Origin of the sequence: Streptomyces sp. NBC_00433 (assembly GCA_036015235.1) — a bacterium.
Taxonomy (GTDB): domain Bacteria; phylum Actinomycetota; class Actinomycetes; order Streptomycetales; family Streptomycetaceae; genus Actinacidiphila.
The window spans coordinates 2615854-2631040 of sequence record CP107926.1 but is presented as its reverse complement, the minus strand read 5'-3'; the positions used below and the strand labels follow the sequence as shown (position 1 = coordinate 2631040).

Genomic DNA, 15187 nt, shown 5'->3' with positions numbered 1-15187 from the left:
GCCGCCCCGGTCCCGCGCCGTGCGCTCCCGCCTGCTCCCGCTGCTGATCGTGCTGATGGCGGGTGTCCTGCTGGCCCTCGGCATCCCGCTGGCCGCGAGCCTGGCCGCCGCGCAGCAGCAGCGCGTCGTCGTCGACCGCATCGACGACACCACGCGCTTCGCCGCGCTCGCGCAGTTCGTCACCGCGCGCGACGAGCAGAAGTCCGTCGTGGACAGCGTGGACGACGAAAGACTGCACACACTGCGCGTGGAACTCGCCAGGTACCAGCAGCTCTACAGCATCAGCGCGGGTGTCTTCTACCGCGACAGCGCCGCCATGGCCGCGGCCCCCAAGAGCTGGCGACTGCCCCCGGAGGGCGAGCTCTACGACGCCTACGAGTCGTCGCTGCTGGGCCGCCGCGCCCACGACCCGGCGCAGGTGTGGCCCTGGCAGCACCGCAGGCTGGCCATCGCGTCGCCGATCGTGCGGGACGGCGACGTGGTGGCGGTCGTCGTCACCGACTCGCCTACCGGCGCCCTGCGCTCCCGCATCCTGCACGGCTGGATGCTGCTGGCGGCCGGTGAGCTGGCGGCAATGGTCATCGCCGTGCTCTGCGCGGTAAGGCTGACCGGCTGGGTGCTGCTGCCGGTCGCCACCCTCGACCGGGTCACCCACGACATCGCCACCGGCCGGATGAAGTCCCGGGTCGGGCCGGCCGGCGGACCGCCCGAGCTGCGGCGCCTGATCCGGTCGTTCAACGAGATGGCCGACAATGTCGAGGCCGTGCTGGACCAGCAGCGCGCCTTCGTCGCCGACGCCTCCCACCAACTGCGCAATCCGCTGTCCGCCCTGCTGCTGCGGATCGAACTGCTCGGCCTCGAACTGCCCGAGGGCCATACCGAGGCCGAGTCGGTCAAGGAGGAGGGGCACCGGCTGGCGCAGGTGCTCGACGATCTGCTGGGCCTGGCGCTCGCCGAGAATTCCGGCAGCCATCTGGCGGTCACGGACATCGCGGCCATGGCCCGTACGCGTGCGGACGCATGGCGGCCGGTCGCGGACCGGGCGGGCGTCGTCATGGACGTCACCACGTCGCCCGAGGGCGCCGCGGTGACCGGCTGGGCGGACTCCGTCGCCCTGTCCAGCGCACTGGACGCGGTGTTGGACAACGCCATCAAGTTCACCCCCGCCGGCGCCGCCGTCACCGTCGTGGTGGCGGCGGACGGCGACAGCGCGACAGTGGTGGTGGCCGACGGCGGTCCGGGCCTGGCGGACGAGGAGCTGGCCAGGATCGGCGACCGCTTCTGGCGCAGCGCCCGGCATCAGAATGTGCAGGGCTCCGGGCTCGGCCTGTCCATTGCCAAGGCGCTGCTCGGCCAGGGCGGCGGCGCCATCGCGTACGGCCACCACGACCCGTCCGGCCTTGAGGTCACCCTCCGCGTGCCGCGCGCGGCGCCGGCGGTGGCCACGTAGCGGCGTAAGGACCCTCTGCGGCGGAGAGGGCAGCTACGGCTTGACCGAGCGGTAGTAGCGCTCGGCGCCCGCGTGCAGTGGCAGCGGGTCGGTGAAGACCGCGGTCCGCAGGTCCACCAGCTGGGCCGCGTGCACGACGGTGCCGATCGCGTCCCGGCTGTCGATCACCGCCCGGGTGAGCCGCTCCACCAGTCCGGCGTCGGCACGGTCCGTGGTGATGAGCAGATTGGCCACCGCGACCGTCGGCACCGCCTTGCCGTCCTGCGCCGCCGGGTAGGCGTCGGCCGGCATCACCGCCTGCCGGTAGTAGGCCATGCCGGCGCCCATGGCGTGCAGCGGGGCCACCAGGTCCCCGAGCTGCACCAGCTTGATCCGCGCCACCGGGGTCGCCATGGCGGCGACCGCGGCGGTCGGCAGCCCGCCGGACCAGAAGAAGGCGTCGAGCCGGCCGTCGAGCAGCATCGCGGGCGCCTGGTCGATGCCGACCGGCTCGGCTGTCACGTCCTTGTTCATGTTCATGCCCGCCGCGGCGAACAGGCGCCGGGTGATGAGATTGACGCCGGAGTCCGCCTGCCCCACGCCGACCGTCATATGGCGCAGGTCGCGGATCGAGCGCACCGGCGAGTCATGCGGTACGACCAGCTGCATGTAGTCGTCGTAGAGCCGCGCGATCGCCCGCAGTCCGGACTTCCCCGGACCCTCGTAGCTCGCCACGGCGTCGGCGGCCGCGATGGTGAAGTCGGACCGCCCCGAGGCGACCCGCTTGATGTTGTCGACGGATCCCTCGGTGTGCTCCAGGGTGACGTCGACCCCGGGCAGCGCCGTCCGCAGGTCGCTCTGCAGCAGCATGCCGTACTTCTCGTACACACCGTTGGCGACGCCCGTGGCGAAGGACAGCGGGGTTCGCGGGTAGCCGGGGCCGCCGGCCGGGACCAGCCACCACAGCAGCAGGGCCAGCGCCGACGCCGCGGCCAGCGCGGTCTGCAGCACCCGCCGGCGCCGGGCACGGCGGCCGTGCGGCCACAGTCTGCCGAGGCGGGGGAGGTCCATGCCCCGGGATCCTGCCAGGCTGCGCCGATACGCGGAAGGGCCGGCCGACTCGGGCCGGGGCCGGCGGCCGGCGGGCGCCACAAGGCGGGGGCGACACAGCCCGGGAACCACGTAGTCTGGTGGATTGTTATGAGCGCGCGTACTTACGAGGTCCGCACCTACGGGTGCCAGATGAACGTCCACGACTCCGAGCGGCTGTCCGGCCTGCTGGAGGGCGCCGGCTATGTGCGGGCGCCGGAGGGCGCCGACGGCGCGGACGTCGTCGTCTTCAACACCTGTGCGGTGCGGGAGAACGCCGACAACCGGCTCTACGGCAACCTCGGCCAGCTCGTGCCGAAGAAGGCCGCCCGCCCCGGCATGCAGATCGCCGTGGGCGGCTGTCTGGCGCAGAAGGACCGCGACACGATCGTGAAGCGGGCGCCCTGGGTCGACGTGGTGTTCGGCACCCACAACATCGGGCAGCTGCCGGTGCTGCTGGAGCGGGCCAGGATCGGGGAAGAGGCCCAGGTCGAGATCGTCGAGTCACTGGAGACCTTCCCCTCGACGCTGCCGTCCCGCCGCGAGTCCGCCTATGCCGCGTGGGTCGCGATCTCCGTGGGCTGCAACAACACCTGCACCTTCTGCATCGTGCCCGCGCTGCGCGGCAAGGAGAAGGACCGGCGGCCCGGCGATGTGCTGGCCGAGGTCGAGGCGCTGGTCGCCGAGGGCGTCATCGAGGTCACCCTGCTCGGCCAGAACGTCAACGCCTACGGCTCCGATATCGGCGACCGGGAGGCCTTCGGCAAGCTGCTGCGTGCCACCGGCGCGGTCGAGGGCCTGGAGCGGATCCGTTTCACCTCCCCGCATCCGCGCGACTTCACCGACGACGTGATCGCGGCGATGGCGGAGACGCCGACGGTGATGCACCAGCTGCACATGCCGCTGCAGTCTGGCTCGGACCGGGTGCTCAAGGCGATGCGCCGGTCGTACCGGCAGGATCGTTACCTCGGAATCATCGAGAAGGTGCGGGCCGCGATGCCCGACGCCGCGCTCACCACCGACATCATCGTGGGCTTCCCCGGCGAGACCGAGGAGGACTTCGAGCAGACCCTGCACGTGGTGCGTGAGGCGCGCTTCGCGCAGGCCTTCACCTTCCAGTACAGCAAGCGGCCCGGCACCCCCGCCGCGGAGATGGACGGCCAGATCCCCAAGGCCGTCGTCCAGGAGCGCTACGAGCGGCTGGTCGCGCTCCAGGAGGAGATTTCCTGGGAGCAGAACAAGACGCAGGTCGGCCGCACCCTTGAGGTGCTGGTCGCCGAGGGCGAGGGCCGCAAGGACGACGCGACCCGCCGGCTGTCGGGACGCGCCCCCGACAACCGCCTGGTGCACTTCGAGCGCCCGGAGGGGCAGCAGGCCAGGCCCGGCGACATGGTGACCGTCGAGATCACCTACGCCGCGCCGCACCATCTGCTCGCCGAGCGCCCCGCGCTGTCCGTACGCCGTACGCGGGCCGGCGACGCCTGGGAGCGGCGCACCGCGGCTCCCGCGCCGCAGCCGGCCGGTGTGATGCTCGGGCTGCCGACGATCGGGGTGCCCGCGCCGGTGGCCTCGACCGGGGGCTGCGCGGTCGACTGAGCGCCGGGCCGGCGAAGGCTCCTGGGGCCGGAACGGGCGGTGGGGAGCGGCGCCCGTGGGGCCGTGGCGGGCGCGGGGGCGCTGTCCGGCTCCGGCGGTAAGGTGGCGATCATGCTGGTCGCCGCTGCCGTCTGCCCCTGCCCGCCGCTGCTGGTGCCCGAGGTGGCGGCCGGAGCCGCACCCGAGCTGGACGCGCTGCGGGACGCCTGCGGGGACGCCGTCGGGTTGCTGGCAGCGTCCCGGCCCGACCTTCTGGTGGCCGTGGGGCCGGCCGAACTGTCGGCCCGCGGCGCCTTCGCCGAGGGTGTCCGCGGGTCCTTCCGCCCGTTCGGTGTCGCGCTGGACGTGCGGCTCGGCAAGGCGGGGGAGAGCGACGGAGACGACGCCCCGGCCGATGATGTACGGGTGCTGCCGCCTTCGCTGGCCGTGGCCGCCTGGCTGCTGCGAGGCTGGCACGCGAGCCCGGTGGAGGGCCTGGCGGTGGGGGAGCCGCTGGCGCCCGACCGGTGCGCCGCCGCCGGGCAGGACGTCGCCGCGTCGGCCGGGCGGGTCGCGCTGCTGGTGATGGGTGACGGCAGCGTCACCCGTACGGTCAAGGCGCCGGGCTATCTGGACGACCGCGCCGAGGGTTTCGACGCGTCCGTCGCCGCCGCGCTGGCCGCCGCCGACACCGAGGCGCTGGCCGGGCTCGACCCGGAGCTTGCGCAGGCGGTCGGCGCCGCGGGCAGGGCCCCCTGGCAACTGCTGGCCGGTGCGGCTCGCGGCGCGGGCCTCGGCGGGCAGCTGCTGTACGAGGAGGCGCCCTACGGCGTCGGGTATTTCGTGGCCGGCTGGACATAGCGGCAGGTCGAGCCGCGGGCGCCGATTGCGCGTGGACGGGCCGCGGAAGGTGGAATTCCGCGGCCGTCCGGTATCACTCGCCGAGCGCCCGCCGCTGTGCGGCGGGGACGGCGCTCATCGGGGTTCGATCAGGTCCTGCCGCCGGTGTCCTGGCCGCCGCCCTCGCCGCCGAGCTTGTCCGCGGCGCCCTTCGCCTTGTCGGCGCCGGTGTCGATCTTGTCGGAGTGCTTGCCGCCGGTCTTGGGGTCCGCGGTCTGCGCCGCCTTGTCGATTCCCGAGTCGACCTTGTCGGGGTGCTGCCGGGCCATGTCACCGGCCTTGTCCTTCGCCAGGCCGAGCTTGTCCTTGACCGTGTCCATGAAGCTCATCTGGCACCTTCCTCGAAGATGACGCGATCAGGGCCGCGAGCTGCGCCGCTGCGAGCAAATAGCCGCAAAGTATCACAAGCACCGCAAAATGCCCTTCTCTTCAGACAATACTCGCGCCACTGTGAATACGCGCCGCCGAGCCCGCCCCCTGTGCATCGAGGTCGGCGCCGGACGTTTGGAAGCCGGCACCGGATGTTTGGGAGACTGACAACGTGAAGAACCGTGTGATCGCCGTCGTAGGCCCCACCGCAGCCGGAAAATCGGATCTCGGTGTCTCCCTGGCCCGGATCCTGGGCGGCGAGGTGATCAACGCCGACTCCATGCAGCTCTACCGCGGCATGGACATCGGCACCGCCAAACTCCCACCCGACGAACGGCAGGGCGTGCCGCACCACCTGCTGGACATCTGGGACGTGACGCAGGCCGCCAACGTCGCCGACTACCAGCGGCTGGCCCGCGCCGAGATCGACCGGCTGCACGCTGCGGACCGGGTCCCGGTGCTGGTCGGCGGCTCCGGGCTGTACGTGCGCGCCGCGATCGACCCGCTGGAATTCCCGGGCACCGACGCCGCCGTCCGCGCCAGGCTGGAGGCCGAACTCGACATGCGCGGCCCGGGCGCCCTGCACGCCCGGCTGGCCGCCGTCGACCCGGCCGCGGCCCAGGCGATCCTCCCCAGCAACGGCCGCCGGATCGTCCGCGCCCTGGAAGTGGTCGAGATCACCGGCCGGCCCTTCACGGCCAACCTGCCCCAGGCCGAGGCGCAGCAGTCGGTCTACGACACCGTGCAGATCGGGCTCGACATCCCCCGGCCGCTGCTCGACGAGCGCATCGCGCTGCGGGTCGACCGTATGTGGGCGGGCGGCCTCGTCGCCGAGGTCGGCGCCCTGGATGCCGTCGGGCTGCGCGAGGGCCGCACCGCCTCCCGCGCCCTCGGCTACCAGCAGGTGCTCGCCGCGCTCGCCGGGGAGTGCACCGAGGAGGAGGCGCGCGCCGACACCGTGCGGGCCACGAAACGTTTCGCACGGCGCCAGGATTCGTGGTTCCGACGCGACGGCCGTGTGCACTGGCTCACCGCCCAGGACGGAGAACTCACCGACCATGCGCTGACGTTGCTCGAGGAAGCGGTCACAGCCTGATCACGTGATGGCATCGGGACGCTCCGGCGTCCGGGACCAGCCCTCCGACCGTGCCATCATCGAGCGACCAGCTACGGTGTCGGAGACTCGGGAGGGCGCGTGGCGATGGCACTCGGCCCACGCGACACCCCCCAGGGGCGCGACTCAGCGGCGGACTCGTACGACTCCCATGCGTCACAGGAGATCAACGGTGTCCCGGCCGACAGCGCGGAACACATCGAAGAGCTGACGCACCTGGAATCGCTGGACGCCCTCGGCGACCCGCTGATTCCGCTCGAACCCCTCGACCCGCTGGGTTCGATCGACCCGGTCCTGCCGCTCGACGGCGGCCAGTCCTTCCGTGAACTGCGACCGCAGCGGCGGCTGCGGATCTGGCAGCTCGCTCCGATCATCGCGCTCGCGGTGGGCGGATCCCTCATGTTCGCCTTTCCTCTCGCCTTCGAATCCGGCGACGCCGGTCCGGTCGTCGCCATGCTCGGCCTGCTGCTGTGCTGCTGCTCCGCGGGCTGGGCGCTGATGGCGGCCCGCCGGGTCGGCTACACCTGGCCGGGGCTGCCCGCCCGCGGCTCCGGCGCCCGGATCGACTGGCGCTTCGCCGCCGGCTACGCCGCCCTGATCGTGCTGCTCGCCGCGCTGGCCGTCTGGCGCGTCGCCCGGCTGCGCTGACGCCCCGCGCCGCTCACAGCCGGCCGTCCGCGTACGATCGAGAGGTGACTGACGCGCACCCCGGCACCACTCCTTCCGTCTTCCTCAAGGGCCACGGGACCGAGAACGACTTCGTGATCGTCCCCGACCCGGACGGTCTGCTCGACCTGTCCGCCGACCAGGTGGCCAGGCTGTGCGACCGCCGCGCCGGGGTCGGCGGCGACGGCCTGCTGCGCGTCGTCCGCTCGGCCGCCCACCCGGAGGCCGCCGCGCTCGCCGACCGGGCCGAGTGGTTCATGGACTACCGCAACAGCGACGGCAGCATCGCCGAGATGTGCGGCAACGGCGTCCGTGTCTTCGCCCGCTACCTCCAGCGGGCCGGCCTCGCCGATGCCGGCGACCTGGCCCTCGCCACCCGTGCGGGGGTGCGCGAGGTCCACATCGCCAAGGACGGCGACGACGGCTCCCCCGGCGGGATCACTGTCGGCATGGGCCGGGCCGCCTTCCCCGACGGCGCCGTCACGGTGACGGTCGACTCCCGCGGCTGGCCCGCGGTCCACGTCAACATGGGCAACCCGCACGCCGTCGTCTTCGTGGACGACCTCGCCGAGGCCGGAGACCTCTTCCGGGCCCCCGCTGTCACCCCCGCCGAGGCCTACCCCGCCGGTACGAACGTCGAATTCGTCGTGGACCGCGGACCCCGCCACGTGGCCATGCGCGTCCACGAGCGCGGCTCGGGCGAGACCCGGTCCTGCGGCACCGGAGCCTGCGCCGTGATGGTCGCGGCCGCCCGCCGTGACGGCCTCGATCCCGCGGACACCGGCCGCCCCGTCACCTACACCGTCGACGTCCCCGGCGGCCGGCTGGTGATCACCGAGACCGTCGACGGCCTGATCGAGATGACCGGCCCCGCGGTCATCGTCGCCGAGGGAGTCCTCGAACCCGCTTTCGCTGCCGCCCGATCGGTCCGCTGATCCCCCCGCACCGTTTTGCTACCCGGCTCATTCCGCCAGGAATCCCCGTACACCGTCCCTCGAACGGGTGATGGGGATCACTCTCGGCGAGAGCGTGACAGCCGCACGTGGTGGGCTCGATAGCATCAATCACCGGCGCGGCCCCGCGGGTCGTGTGAGGGCTTCTGCCGCCGGTTCATGCTGCCGGAGGTGCCGATGAGCGCAGACAACGCGGTGGACGCCGAGCGCGTCGCCGATGCCCGTCGACGCGGTCTGCGGCGTCTCGATCTGCGCCGGCTCGGGCGGGCCGCCCTGCTCGGTCCGGGCACCAGGGACCGGTTGCCGGGTGCCATCGAGCACCTCATCAAGGTCCACCGCGCCCGGCACCCGCAGGCCGGGCCTGACGCGGTCGAGACTTTGCGCCGGGCATATGTGCTCGCCGAGTCCTCGCACCGCGGTCAGACGCGCAAGAGTGGTGAGCCGTACATCACCCATCCGCTGGCCGTCACCTTGATCCTCGCCGAACTCGGCGCCGAGACCACCACGTTGACGGCCTCTCTGCTGCACGACACCGTCGAGGACACCGACGTGACACTGGATCAGGTGCGGGAGGAATTCGGCGCCGAGGTGACCTATCTCGTGGACGGCGTCACCAAGCTGGAGAAGGTCGACCACGGGGCCGCGGCCGAGCCCGAGACCTTCCGCAAGATGCTGGTCGCCACCGGCAGCGACGTCCGCGTGATGTCCATCAAGCTCGCCGACCGGCTGCACAACGTCCGCACCCTCGGGGTGATGCGGCCCGACAAGCAGGCCAGGATCGCCAAGGTCACCCGGGACGTGCTGATCCCGCTCGCCGAGCGTCTCGGCGTGCAGGCGCTCAAGACCGAGCTGGAGGACCGGGTCTTCGCGATCCTCCACCCCGCCGAATACGCCCGCACCCAGGCCATGATCGCCGCCAACGCGCGGCGGCCCGACTTGCTGGCCACGATCGCCGAGGACCTGCGCAAGGTGCTGCGCGACGCGGACATCGCGGCCGAGGTCGCGATCAGGCCGCGGCACGCGGTCTCCGTCCACCGGCTGCTGCTGAAGCGCGGCGGCGCCGAGTTGGGTGGCGGTGACTTCGGCAGGCTGCTCGTGCTGGTCGGCGAGGACGCCGACTGCTACGCCGTGCTCGGCGAACTCCACACCTGCTTCACCCCGGTGATCGCCGAGTTCAAGGACTTTATCGCCGCTCCCAAATTCAACCTCTACCAGTCGCTGCACACCGCCGTCGCCGACGCCCAGGGCCGGATCGCCGAGGTCCTGGTCCGCACCCGGCAGATGCACCGGGTCGCGGAGACCGGGGTGATCGCCCTCGGCGACCCGCACGCCGCCGTGGAGCACCTGCATTCCGCCGCCGAGGGCACGCCGCCGCCCGCCACGAGCGGCACCGGACGAACCGCCACGGGATCGGCGGCCGCCGAAGCCTGGGGGAGGGTCGACCCGACCCAGCCGGGCTGGCTGGCCCGGCTGCTCGAATGGCAGCGGGACGCACCCGACCCCGACACCTTCTGGACCGCGCTGCGCGACGACCTCGCGCAGGACCGCGAGATCACCGTCTTCACCGCGGAGGGCGGCGACGCCTCGGGCACGATCCGGCTGCCCGCGGGCGCCAGTTGCGTGGACGCCGCTTACGCCGTGCACGGCGAGGGCGGCCGCCGGTGCATCGGCGTACGGGTCAACGGCCGGCTGGCACCGCTGGGCACCCGGCTGCGTGACGGTGACAGCCTGCAACTGCTGCTGGACGACGCGGCCGCCTCGCGCCCGGCCGCCGACTGGCTGGAACACGCCACCACCCCCGCGGCCCGGATCGCCATCACCCGCTGGCTGGCACAGCACCCGGCCCCCGCCGACGACGACCAGCCGGCCGCCGCCCCGGCGGCCCGGCCCACCCGGGCGGCCAGCATCGCGCCGGCCGCCCAGCCGGTGGCGGTCGCCGATCTGCCCGGGGCCTCGGTGCGGCTCGCCCGCTGCTGCACGCCCGTCCCGCCCGACGCGGTGACGGGCTTCGTCATCCGCGGCGGCGCCGTGACCGTCCACCGCGTCGAATGTCCGAGCACCGCCAGGATGACCTCGGCCGGCCGGACCTCCGTACCTGTCGGGTGGCGGGACGGCACGCCGGCCGGCGGCTACCGCGCCACGGTGCTCGCCGAGGCGCTGAGCCGCCCGCGGCTGCTCGCCGACCTCACCGAGGTGATCGCCACCGAAGGCGTCGGCATCGTCTCGGCGGCGGTGGAACCGCCGCAGGAGCACCGCGTGCGGCACACCTACACGGTGGAGCTGCCCGATCCCCAGGCCCTCGCCGGGCTGATGCGCGCCATGCGCGCCGTGCCCGGCGTCTACGATGTCTACCGCGCCAAGCCCGCGGTCACCGCGACCCGCGGCTGATCCCCGCACTGCCGTTCCGCTGCCGCCCACCGCACTCACTCCTCAGATCCGCCATCGAGTCGGCTGCTCCGCTTCGATGATTACTCTGAGTGAACGGATGGGTGCGGTGGCCCGTTCCCGGCAGGCATCACCCGGAAGAGTGGTCCTCACGCTGTGCGCACCCGCCGGGAAACCCGCGTGACCGCGGCGGTCCGGCGTGCGACCATCGTAGTGACGGCACGAACGTGTGCCGGACCTCGACCGTACGACCTAAGGATCCGATGACCTCCTCCTCTTCTTCCTCTTCGAACGACCGCCAGCGCCTCCCCGAGAGCCTTCGGGCCGACGCCCTGATGGAAGAGGACGTCGCCTGGAGCGCGCACATCGACGAAGACCGCGACGGCGATCAGCTCGACCGCTCCGAGCGGGCCTCGCTCCGCCGCGTCGCGGGTCTGTCCACCGAACTGGAGGACGTCACCGAGGTCGAATACCGGCAGCTGCGCCTGGAGCGCGTCGTGCTCGTCGGCGTGTGGACCTCGGGCACCGTGGACGACGCCGAGAATTCGCTGGCAGAGCTGGCGGCGCTCGCCGAGACCGCGGGCGCCCTCGTCCTCGACGGTGTGATCCAGCGCCGCGACAAGCCGGACCCGGCCACCTACATCGGCTCGGGCAAGGCGCAGGAGCTGCGGGACGTGGTGCTGGAGAGCGGCGCCGACACCGTCGTCTGCGACGGTGAGCTGAGCCCAGGCCAGCTCATCCATCTCGAAGACGTGGTGAAGGTCAAGGTCGTCGACCGCACCGCGCTGATCCTCGACATCTTCGCCCAGCACGCCAAGTCCCGTGAGGGCAAGGCGCAGGTCTCGCTCGCCCAGATGCAGTACATGCTGCCCAGGCTGCGAGGCTGGGGCCAGTCGCTGTCCCGGCAGATGGGTGGCGGCGGCTCCGGTTCGTCCGGCGGCGGTATGGCCACCCGTGGTCCCGGTGAGACCAAGATCGAGACCGACCGGCGCCGCATCCGCGAGAAGATGGCGAAGATGCGCCGGGAGATCGCGGAGATGAAGACCAGCCGCGACCTCAAGCGCCAGGAGCGCAAGCGCCACAAGGTGCCGTCGGTGGCCATCGCCGGCTACACCAACGCGGGCAAGTCCTCGCTGCTCAATCGGCTCACCGGAGCCGGAGTCCTGGTGGAGAACTCGCTGTTCGCCACCCTCGACCCGACCGTACGCAGGGCGGAGACGCCCAGCGGGCGGCTCTACACCCTGGCCGACACCGTCGGGTTCGTCCGGCACCTGCCGCACCACCTGGTGGAGGCCTTCCGCTCCACGATGGAGGAGGTCGGCGACGCCGACCTGATCCTGCACGTGGTGGACGGCTCGCACCCGGTGCCCGAGGAGCAGTTGGCGGCGGTCCGCGAGGTGTTCCGCGATGTCGGCGCGCTCGACGTGCCCGAGATCGTGGTGATCAACAAGGCGGACGCGGCCGATCCGCTGGTGCTCCAGCGCCTGCTGCGCAACGAGAAGCACGCCATCGCCGTGTCGGCGCGCACCGGCAAGGGCATCGATGAGCTGCTGGAGATGATCGACAGCGAACTGCCGCGCCCGGACGTGGAAGTGGAGGCCCTGGTGCCCTACACCCACGGTGGGCTGGTGTCCCGGGTGCATGCCGGCGGCGAGGTACTCTCCGAGGAGCACACCGGCGACGGCACCCTGCTCAAGGTCCGGGTGCATGAGGAGATGGCGGCGGAACTGGCCCCGTTCACCCTCGCCGCGCACCACTGACCCACCGGGCAGGCAAGGCACTGCATGGGTAGGGCCCCGTCTCCAGGAGACGGGGCCCTACCCATGTCCTCATCCGTGCTCGGCGCCTGCCGTCAGCGGAATTTCCTGCTCATCGCGTCATAGACCTTCTCGGCGTCCGCGCCGAGCCGCGGGCCGGCCAGCCAGGTCGCCGTCACCGGGCCGATCGACGTGTTGCTGACCAGCGCGGTCGATCCGTCCGGCCGCTTGGCGAACCAGCCGCCGCCGGACGAGCCCGCCGTCATGGTGCAGCCGATGCGGTATTCCGTAGGCTGCTGGGCGTCGAGCGACAGCCGCCCGGGCCGCCCCGCGCAGTCGAACATCCGCTGGCCGTCGTAAGGCGACGCCGCGGGATATCCCCACGCGTCCAGGGCGCCGACCTGCGCGGTCGACGGGGCGTCGAACCACACCGGCATGGCCGAGCCGACCGTTTCCTCCAGCGACTTGCCGCCCTTCTCGGGCACCACGTGCAGGACGGCGAAGTCGTACGGCGAGCCGCTGCCGCCCGACTCGGCCCCCGTGTCGATCCACTGCTGCGACGTGCTCGCCCCGTCGGCCCAGAAGACCCCGTACGGCGCGAGCACATCGCGCTTGGCGTTCTTCAGCGAAGCGGCACTCCTGCCGGAGTCGTTGTAGGCGGGCACGAAGGCGATGTTGCGGTACCAGCCGCCCTCCGCGCCCGCGTGTACGCAGTGCCCGGCCGTCCACACCAGGTTGGACTTGCCCGGGTGCGCCGGATCCTGGATCACGGTCGCCGAGCAGACCATCGAGCCCTTGGGGCTGTCGAAGAACAGCTTCCCGACGTCAGGCGCGCTCCGGTGGTACGGCGTGGCGACCGCGTTCGCCTCCACCGGGGCGGGTGCGGGGTCGGTCTGGCCCTGGTCGGCGGGAACGTCGACGGGAACGTTCTTGGCCTCCGGGTCGGCACCCTTCATCCGGTCGTCGTTCCACAGGCCGTCGATCACCGGGTTGACGAAATCCGCTGCCTTGCGCAGCCATTGGGACTTGTCCCAGTTCTTCCAGGCGCCGCGCTTGTACGCGTCTTCCCACTTCTTGAGGTCGGCGACACTGGTCGGCAGCGACGTCGGAAGGGTGAGGTCGAACTTCGGCTTCGACGTCGCCGTCTGCGCCGGTGTGGGCTTGGAGTCGCCTTCGGTCCCCGACGACTTGCACGCGCTTGCCGTGGCCACCAGAGCCACGACGGCAGCACCAGCCACCAACGACCGACGTTTCGATGACATGAACGTGAGCCCCCTGCGAAGTCTGCACACCGGCCGCGCAGTTGTGTGTCCGGCATGGGCGGCGCATGGCCGCGCCGTCGGTGTGATGGACGGTCACCTCCCGTTCACCGGTTCCGTCGGGAAAGTTCTGTGCGCCGCCCGTGATCGGTCCGTCACCGCGTCGTTAGTACAGACGGGGGACGAATCGACTGCAGGCGACTCGGAGGAGACAGCACGTGGCGGCCATTTCGAGCGCGTCGGGACATCTCAGGGCGCCGGCCGGCGGATACGACGACCGCGACGTCACCACGGCGGCGGAAGAGTTGGCGGAGGGGATCCTGCGCAGGCAGGAGCAGCGCGAGTCGTCCGCCCGCACCTATGCGCGCTCGCTGCCCGTGGTCCCGGTGAGGGCCCGCGGGATGACGGTCGAGGGCGCGGACGGCCGCCGCTACCTGGACTGCCTGTCGGGCGCGGGGACCCTGGCCCTCGGCCACAACCACCCTGTCGTCATGGAGGCCGTCAGAGGAGTACTCGACTCCGGTGCGCCGCTGCATGTGCTGGACCTCGCGACGCCGGTCAAGGACGCCTTCACCACGGCCCTGTTCGAGACGCTGCCGCCGGAACTGGCCGAGCACGGCCGGATCCAGTTCTGCGGACCGGCGGGCACCGACGCCGTCGAAGCGGCCATCAAACTCACCAGGACCGCCACCGGGCGCGACGGGCTGCTGGCCTTCTCCGGCGCCTACCACGGCATGACCGCCGCCGCGCTCGCCGCGACGGGCGACACGGCGGTGCGCGCGGCCCTGCACGGTCCTGACACCCAGGTCACCCGGCTGCCGTATCCGTACGACTACCGCTGCCCCTTCGGGATCGGCGGCGAGCGGGGCGCCGAACTGGCCGCGCGGTGGACCGCGCACCTGCTGGACGACCCCAAGGGCGGGGTGCAGCCGCCGGCGGGAATGCTCCTCGAAGTGGTGCAGGGGGAGGGCGGCGTGATCCCCGCCCCCGACAGCTGGCTGCGTCGGATGCGGGCGATCACCGCGGACCACGGCATCCCGTTGATCGCCGACGAGGTGCAGACCGGAGTGGGTAGGACCGGCACCTTCTGGGCCGTCGAGCGAAGCGGGATCGTGCCCGACGTGATGGTGCTGTCCAAGGCCATCGGCGGCAGCCTGCCGCTGGCCGTCATCGTCTACCGCGACGAGTTGGACGGCTGGCTGCCCGGCGCGCACGCCGGGACTTTCCGCGGCAACCAACTGGCCATGGCCGCGGGCACCGCGACCCTGCGCTTCGTCCGGCGCAATGCCCTGCACGAACGCGCCGAGACGGTCGGCTCCCGCATGCTCAGCCGCCTGCGGGGACTGGCCGCGCACCACTCGTGCATCGGAGACGTGAGAGGCCGCGGTCTGATGATCGGCGTGGAGATCGTCGACACCGACGCGGAAGCGGACGACTACGGCGCCCAGCCCGCCGCACCGCGCCTCGCCGAGCAGATTCAGCGCGAGGCCCTGCGCCGCGGCCTGATCATCGAACTCGGCGGCAGGCACGGCAGCGTCGTCCGGCTGCTGCCGCCGCTGACGATCACCGACGAGCAGGCAGAGGCCGTACTCGAACGCCTGGCCGGAGCCATCGAAGCCGCGCACGCCACCGCGCCGGGCGCCGCCGCATGACGCCCGCACCCGACATCGCCCGCTTCCCCGCGGCAATGA

General features: G+C 72.2%; 12 protein-coding genes. 9 read left to right on the top strand and 3 right to left on the bottom strand.

The window, feature by feature from the left end; translation table 11 throughout:
- Nucleotides 1-19: 19 nt before the first annotated feature.
- A complete protein-coding gene (locus tag OG900_10855; GenBank protein ID WUH90544.1) occupies nucleotides 20-1450 on the top strand; it encodes a HAMP domain-containing histidine kinase in 1431 nt (476 codons plus the stop codon).
- A gap of 33 nt (nucleotides 1451-1483) precedes the next feature.
- Here the strand turns inward: OG900_10855 and OG900_10850 are convergent, their stop codons facing one another.
- Complete coding sequence (locus OG900_10850; GenBank protein WUH90543.1) at nucleotides 1484-2500, bottom strand: TAXI family TRAP transporter solute-binding subunit; 1017 nt, start codon at nucleotides 2498-2500, stop codon at nucleotides 1484-1486.
- Between the two features lie 129 nt (nucleotides 2501-2629).
- On the opposite strand from OG900_10850, the gene miaB reads away from it, so the two are divergent.
- Nucleotides 2630-4114, top strand: coding sequence for a tRNA (N6-isopentenyl adenosine(37)-C2)-methylthiotransferase MiaB (gene miaB / locus OG900_10845; GenBank protein ID WUH90542.1), 1485 nt, complete (start codon nucleotides 2630-2632; stop codon nucleotides 4112-4114).
- A gap of 111 nt (nucleotides 4115-4225) precedes the next feature.
- The gene (locus OG900_10840) at nucleotides 4226-4954 is read left to right on the top strand and encodes a class III extradiol dioxygenase subunit B-like domain-containing protein (GenBank protein WUH90541.1); all 729 of its coding nucleotides are present in this window, start codon (nucleotides 4226-4228) and stop codon (nucleotides 4952-4954) included.
- Nucleotides 4955-5082: 128 nt separating this feature from the next.
- Here OG900_10840 and OG900_10835 read toward each other — a convergent pair whose 3' ends face one another.
- Nucleotides 5083-5322, bottom strand: coding sequence for an antitoxin (locus OG900_10835; protein ID WUH90540.1), 240 nt, complete (start codon nucleotides 5320-5322; stop codon nucleotides 5083-5085).
- Between the two features lie 212 nt (nucleotides 5323-5534).
- Between OG900_10835 and miaA the strand changes: the two genes are divergently transcribed.
- The 5 genes from miaA (at nucleotide 5535) to hflX (ending at nucleotide 12240) form a co-directional block, all read left to right on the top strand.
- The gene (gene miaA / locus OG900_10830; protein WUH90539.1) at nucleotides 5535-6458 is read left to right on the top strand and encodes a tRNA (adenosine(37)-N6)-dimethylallyltransferase MiaA; all 924 of its coding nucleotides are present in this window, start codon (nucleotides 5535-5537) and stop codon (nucleotides 6456-6458) included.
- A gap of 99 nt (nucleotides 6459-6557) precedes the next feature.
- Nucleotides 6558-7124 carry a hypothetical protein gene (locus OG900_10825; protein ID WUH90538.1) on the top strand — a complete coding sequence of 189 codons (567 nt, stop codon included), beginning with the start codon at nucleotides 6558-6560 and terminating at the stop codon, nucleotides 7122-7124.
- A 44-nt stretch (nucleotides 7125-7168) separates the two neighbouring features.
- Nucleotides 7169-8077 (top strand): diaminopimelate epimerase, encoded by a 909-nt coding sequence (gene dapF, locus OG900_10820; GenBank protein WUH90537.1) that lies wholly within the window; start codon nucleotides 7169-7171, stop codon nucleotides 8075-8077.
- A 195-nt stretch (nucleotides 8078-8272) separates the two neighbouring features.
- A complete protein-coding gene (locus tag OG900_10815; GenBank protein WUH90536.1) occupies nucleotides 8273-10483 on the top strand; it encodes an HD domain-containing protein in 2211 nt (736 codons plus the stop codon).
- A gap of 260 nt (nucleotides 10484-10743) precedes the next feature.
- Nucleotides 10744-12240 carry a GTPase HflX gene (gene hflX, locus OG900_10810; GenBank protein ID WUH90535.1) on the top strand — a complete coding sequence of 499 codons (1497 nt, stop codon included), beginning with the start codon at nucleotides 10744-10746 and terminating at the stop codon, nucleotides 12238-12240.
- 92 nt (nucleotides 12241-12332) lie between these two features.
- Here hflX and OG900_10805 read toward each other — a convergent pair whose 3' ends face one another.
- On the bottom strand, nucleotides 12333-13499 hold the full coding sequence (locus OG900_10805) for a hypothetical protein (GenBank protein ID WUH90534.1): 1167 nt from the start codon (nucleotides 13497-13499) through the stop codon (nucleotides 12333-12335).
- Between the two features lie 302 nt (nucleotides 13500-13801).
- Between OG900_10805 and OG900_10800 the strand changes: the two genes are divergently transcribed.
- The gene (locus OG900_10800) at nucleotides 13802-15148 is read left to right on the top strand and encodes a diaminobutyrate--2-oxoglutarate transaminase (GenBank protein WUH95703.1); all 1347 of its coding nucleotides are present in this window, start codon (nucleotides 13802-13804) and stop codon (nucleotides 15146-15148) included.
- Nucleotides 15149-15187 lie beyond the last annotated feature (39 nt).

What these genes read in the sequence shown, in the direction of transcription:
- OG900_10850 (WUH90543.1), bottom strand. Translation starts at nt 2,500, where the DNA reads ATGGACCTCCCCCGCCTCGGCAGACTGTGGCCGCACGGCCGCCGTGCC.
- OG900_10835 (WUH90540.1), bottom strand. Translation starts at nt 5,322, where the DNA reads ATGAGCTTCATGGACACGGTCAAGGACAAGCTCGGCCTGGCGAAGGAC.
- miaB (WUH90542.1), top strand. Translation starts at nt 2,630, where the DNA reads ATGAGCGCGCGTACTTACGAGGTCCGCACCTACGGGTGCCAGATGAAC.
- hflX (WUH90535.1), top strand. Translation starts at nt 10,744, where the DNA reads ATGACCTCCTCCTCTTCTTCCTCTTCGAACGACCGCCAGCGCCTCCCC.
- OG900_10805 (WUH90534.1), bottom strand. Translation starts at nt 13,499, where the DNA reads ATGTCATCGAAACGTCGGTCGTTGGTGGCTGGTGCTGCCGTCGTGGCT.
- OG900_10815 (WUH90536.1), top strand. Translation starts at nt 8,273, where the DNA reads ATGAGCGCAGACAACGCGGTGGACGCCGAGCGCGTCGCCGATGCCCGT.
- OG900_10840 (WUH90541.1), top strand. Translation starts at nt 4,226, where the DNA reads ATGCTGGTCGCCGCTGCCGTCTGCCCCTGCCCGCCGCTGCTGGTGCCC.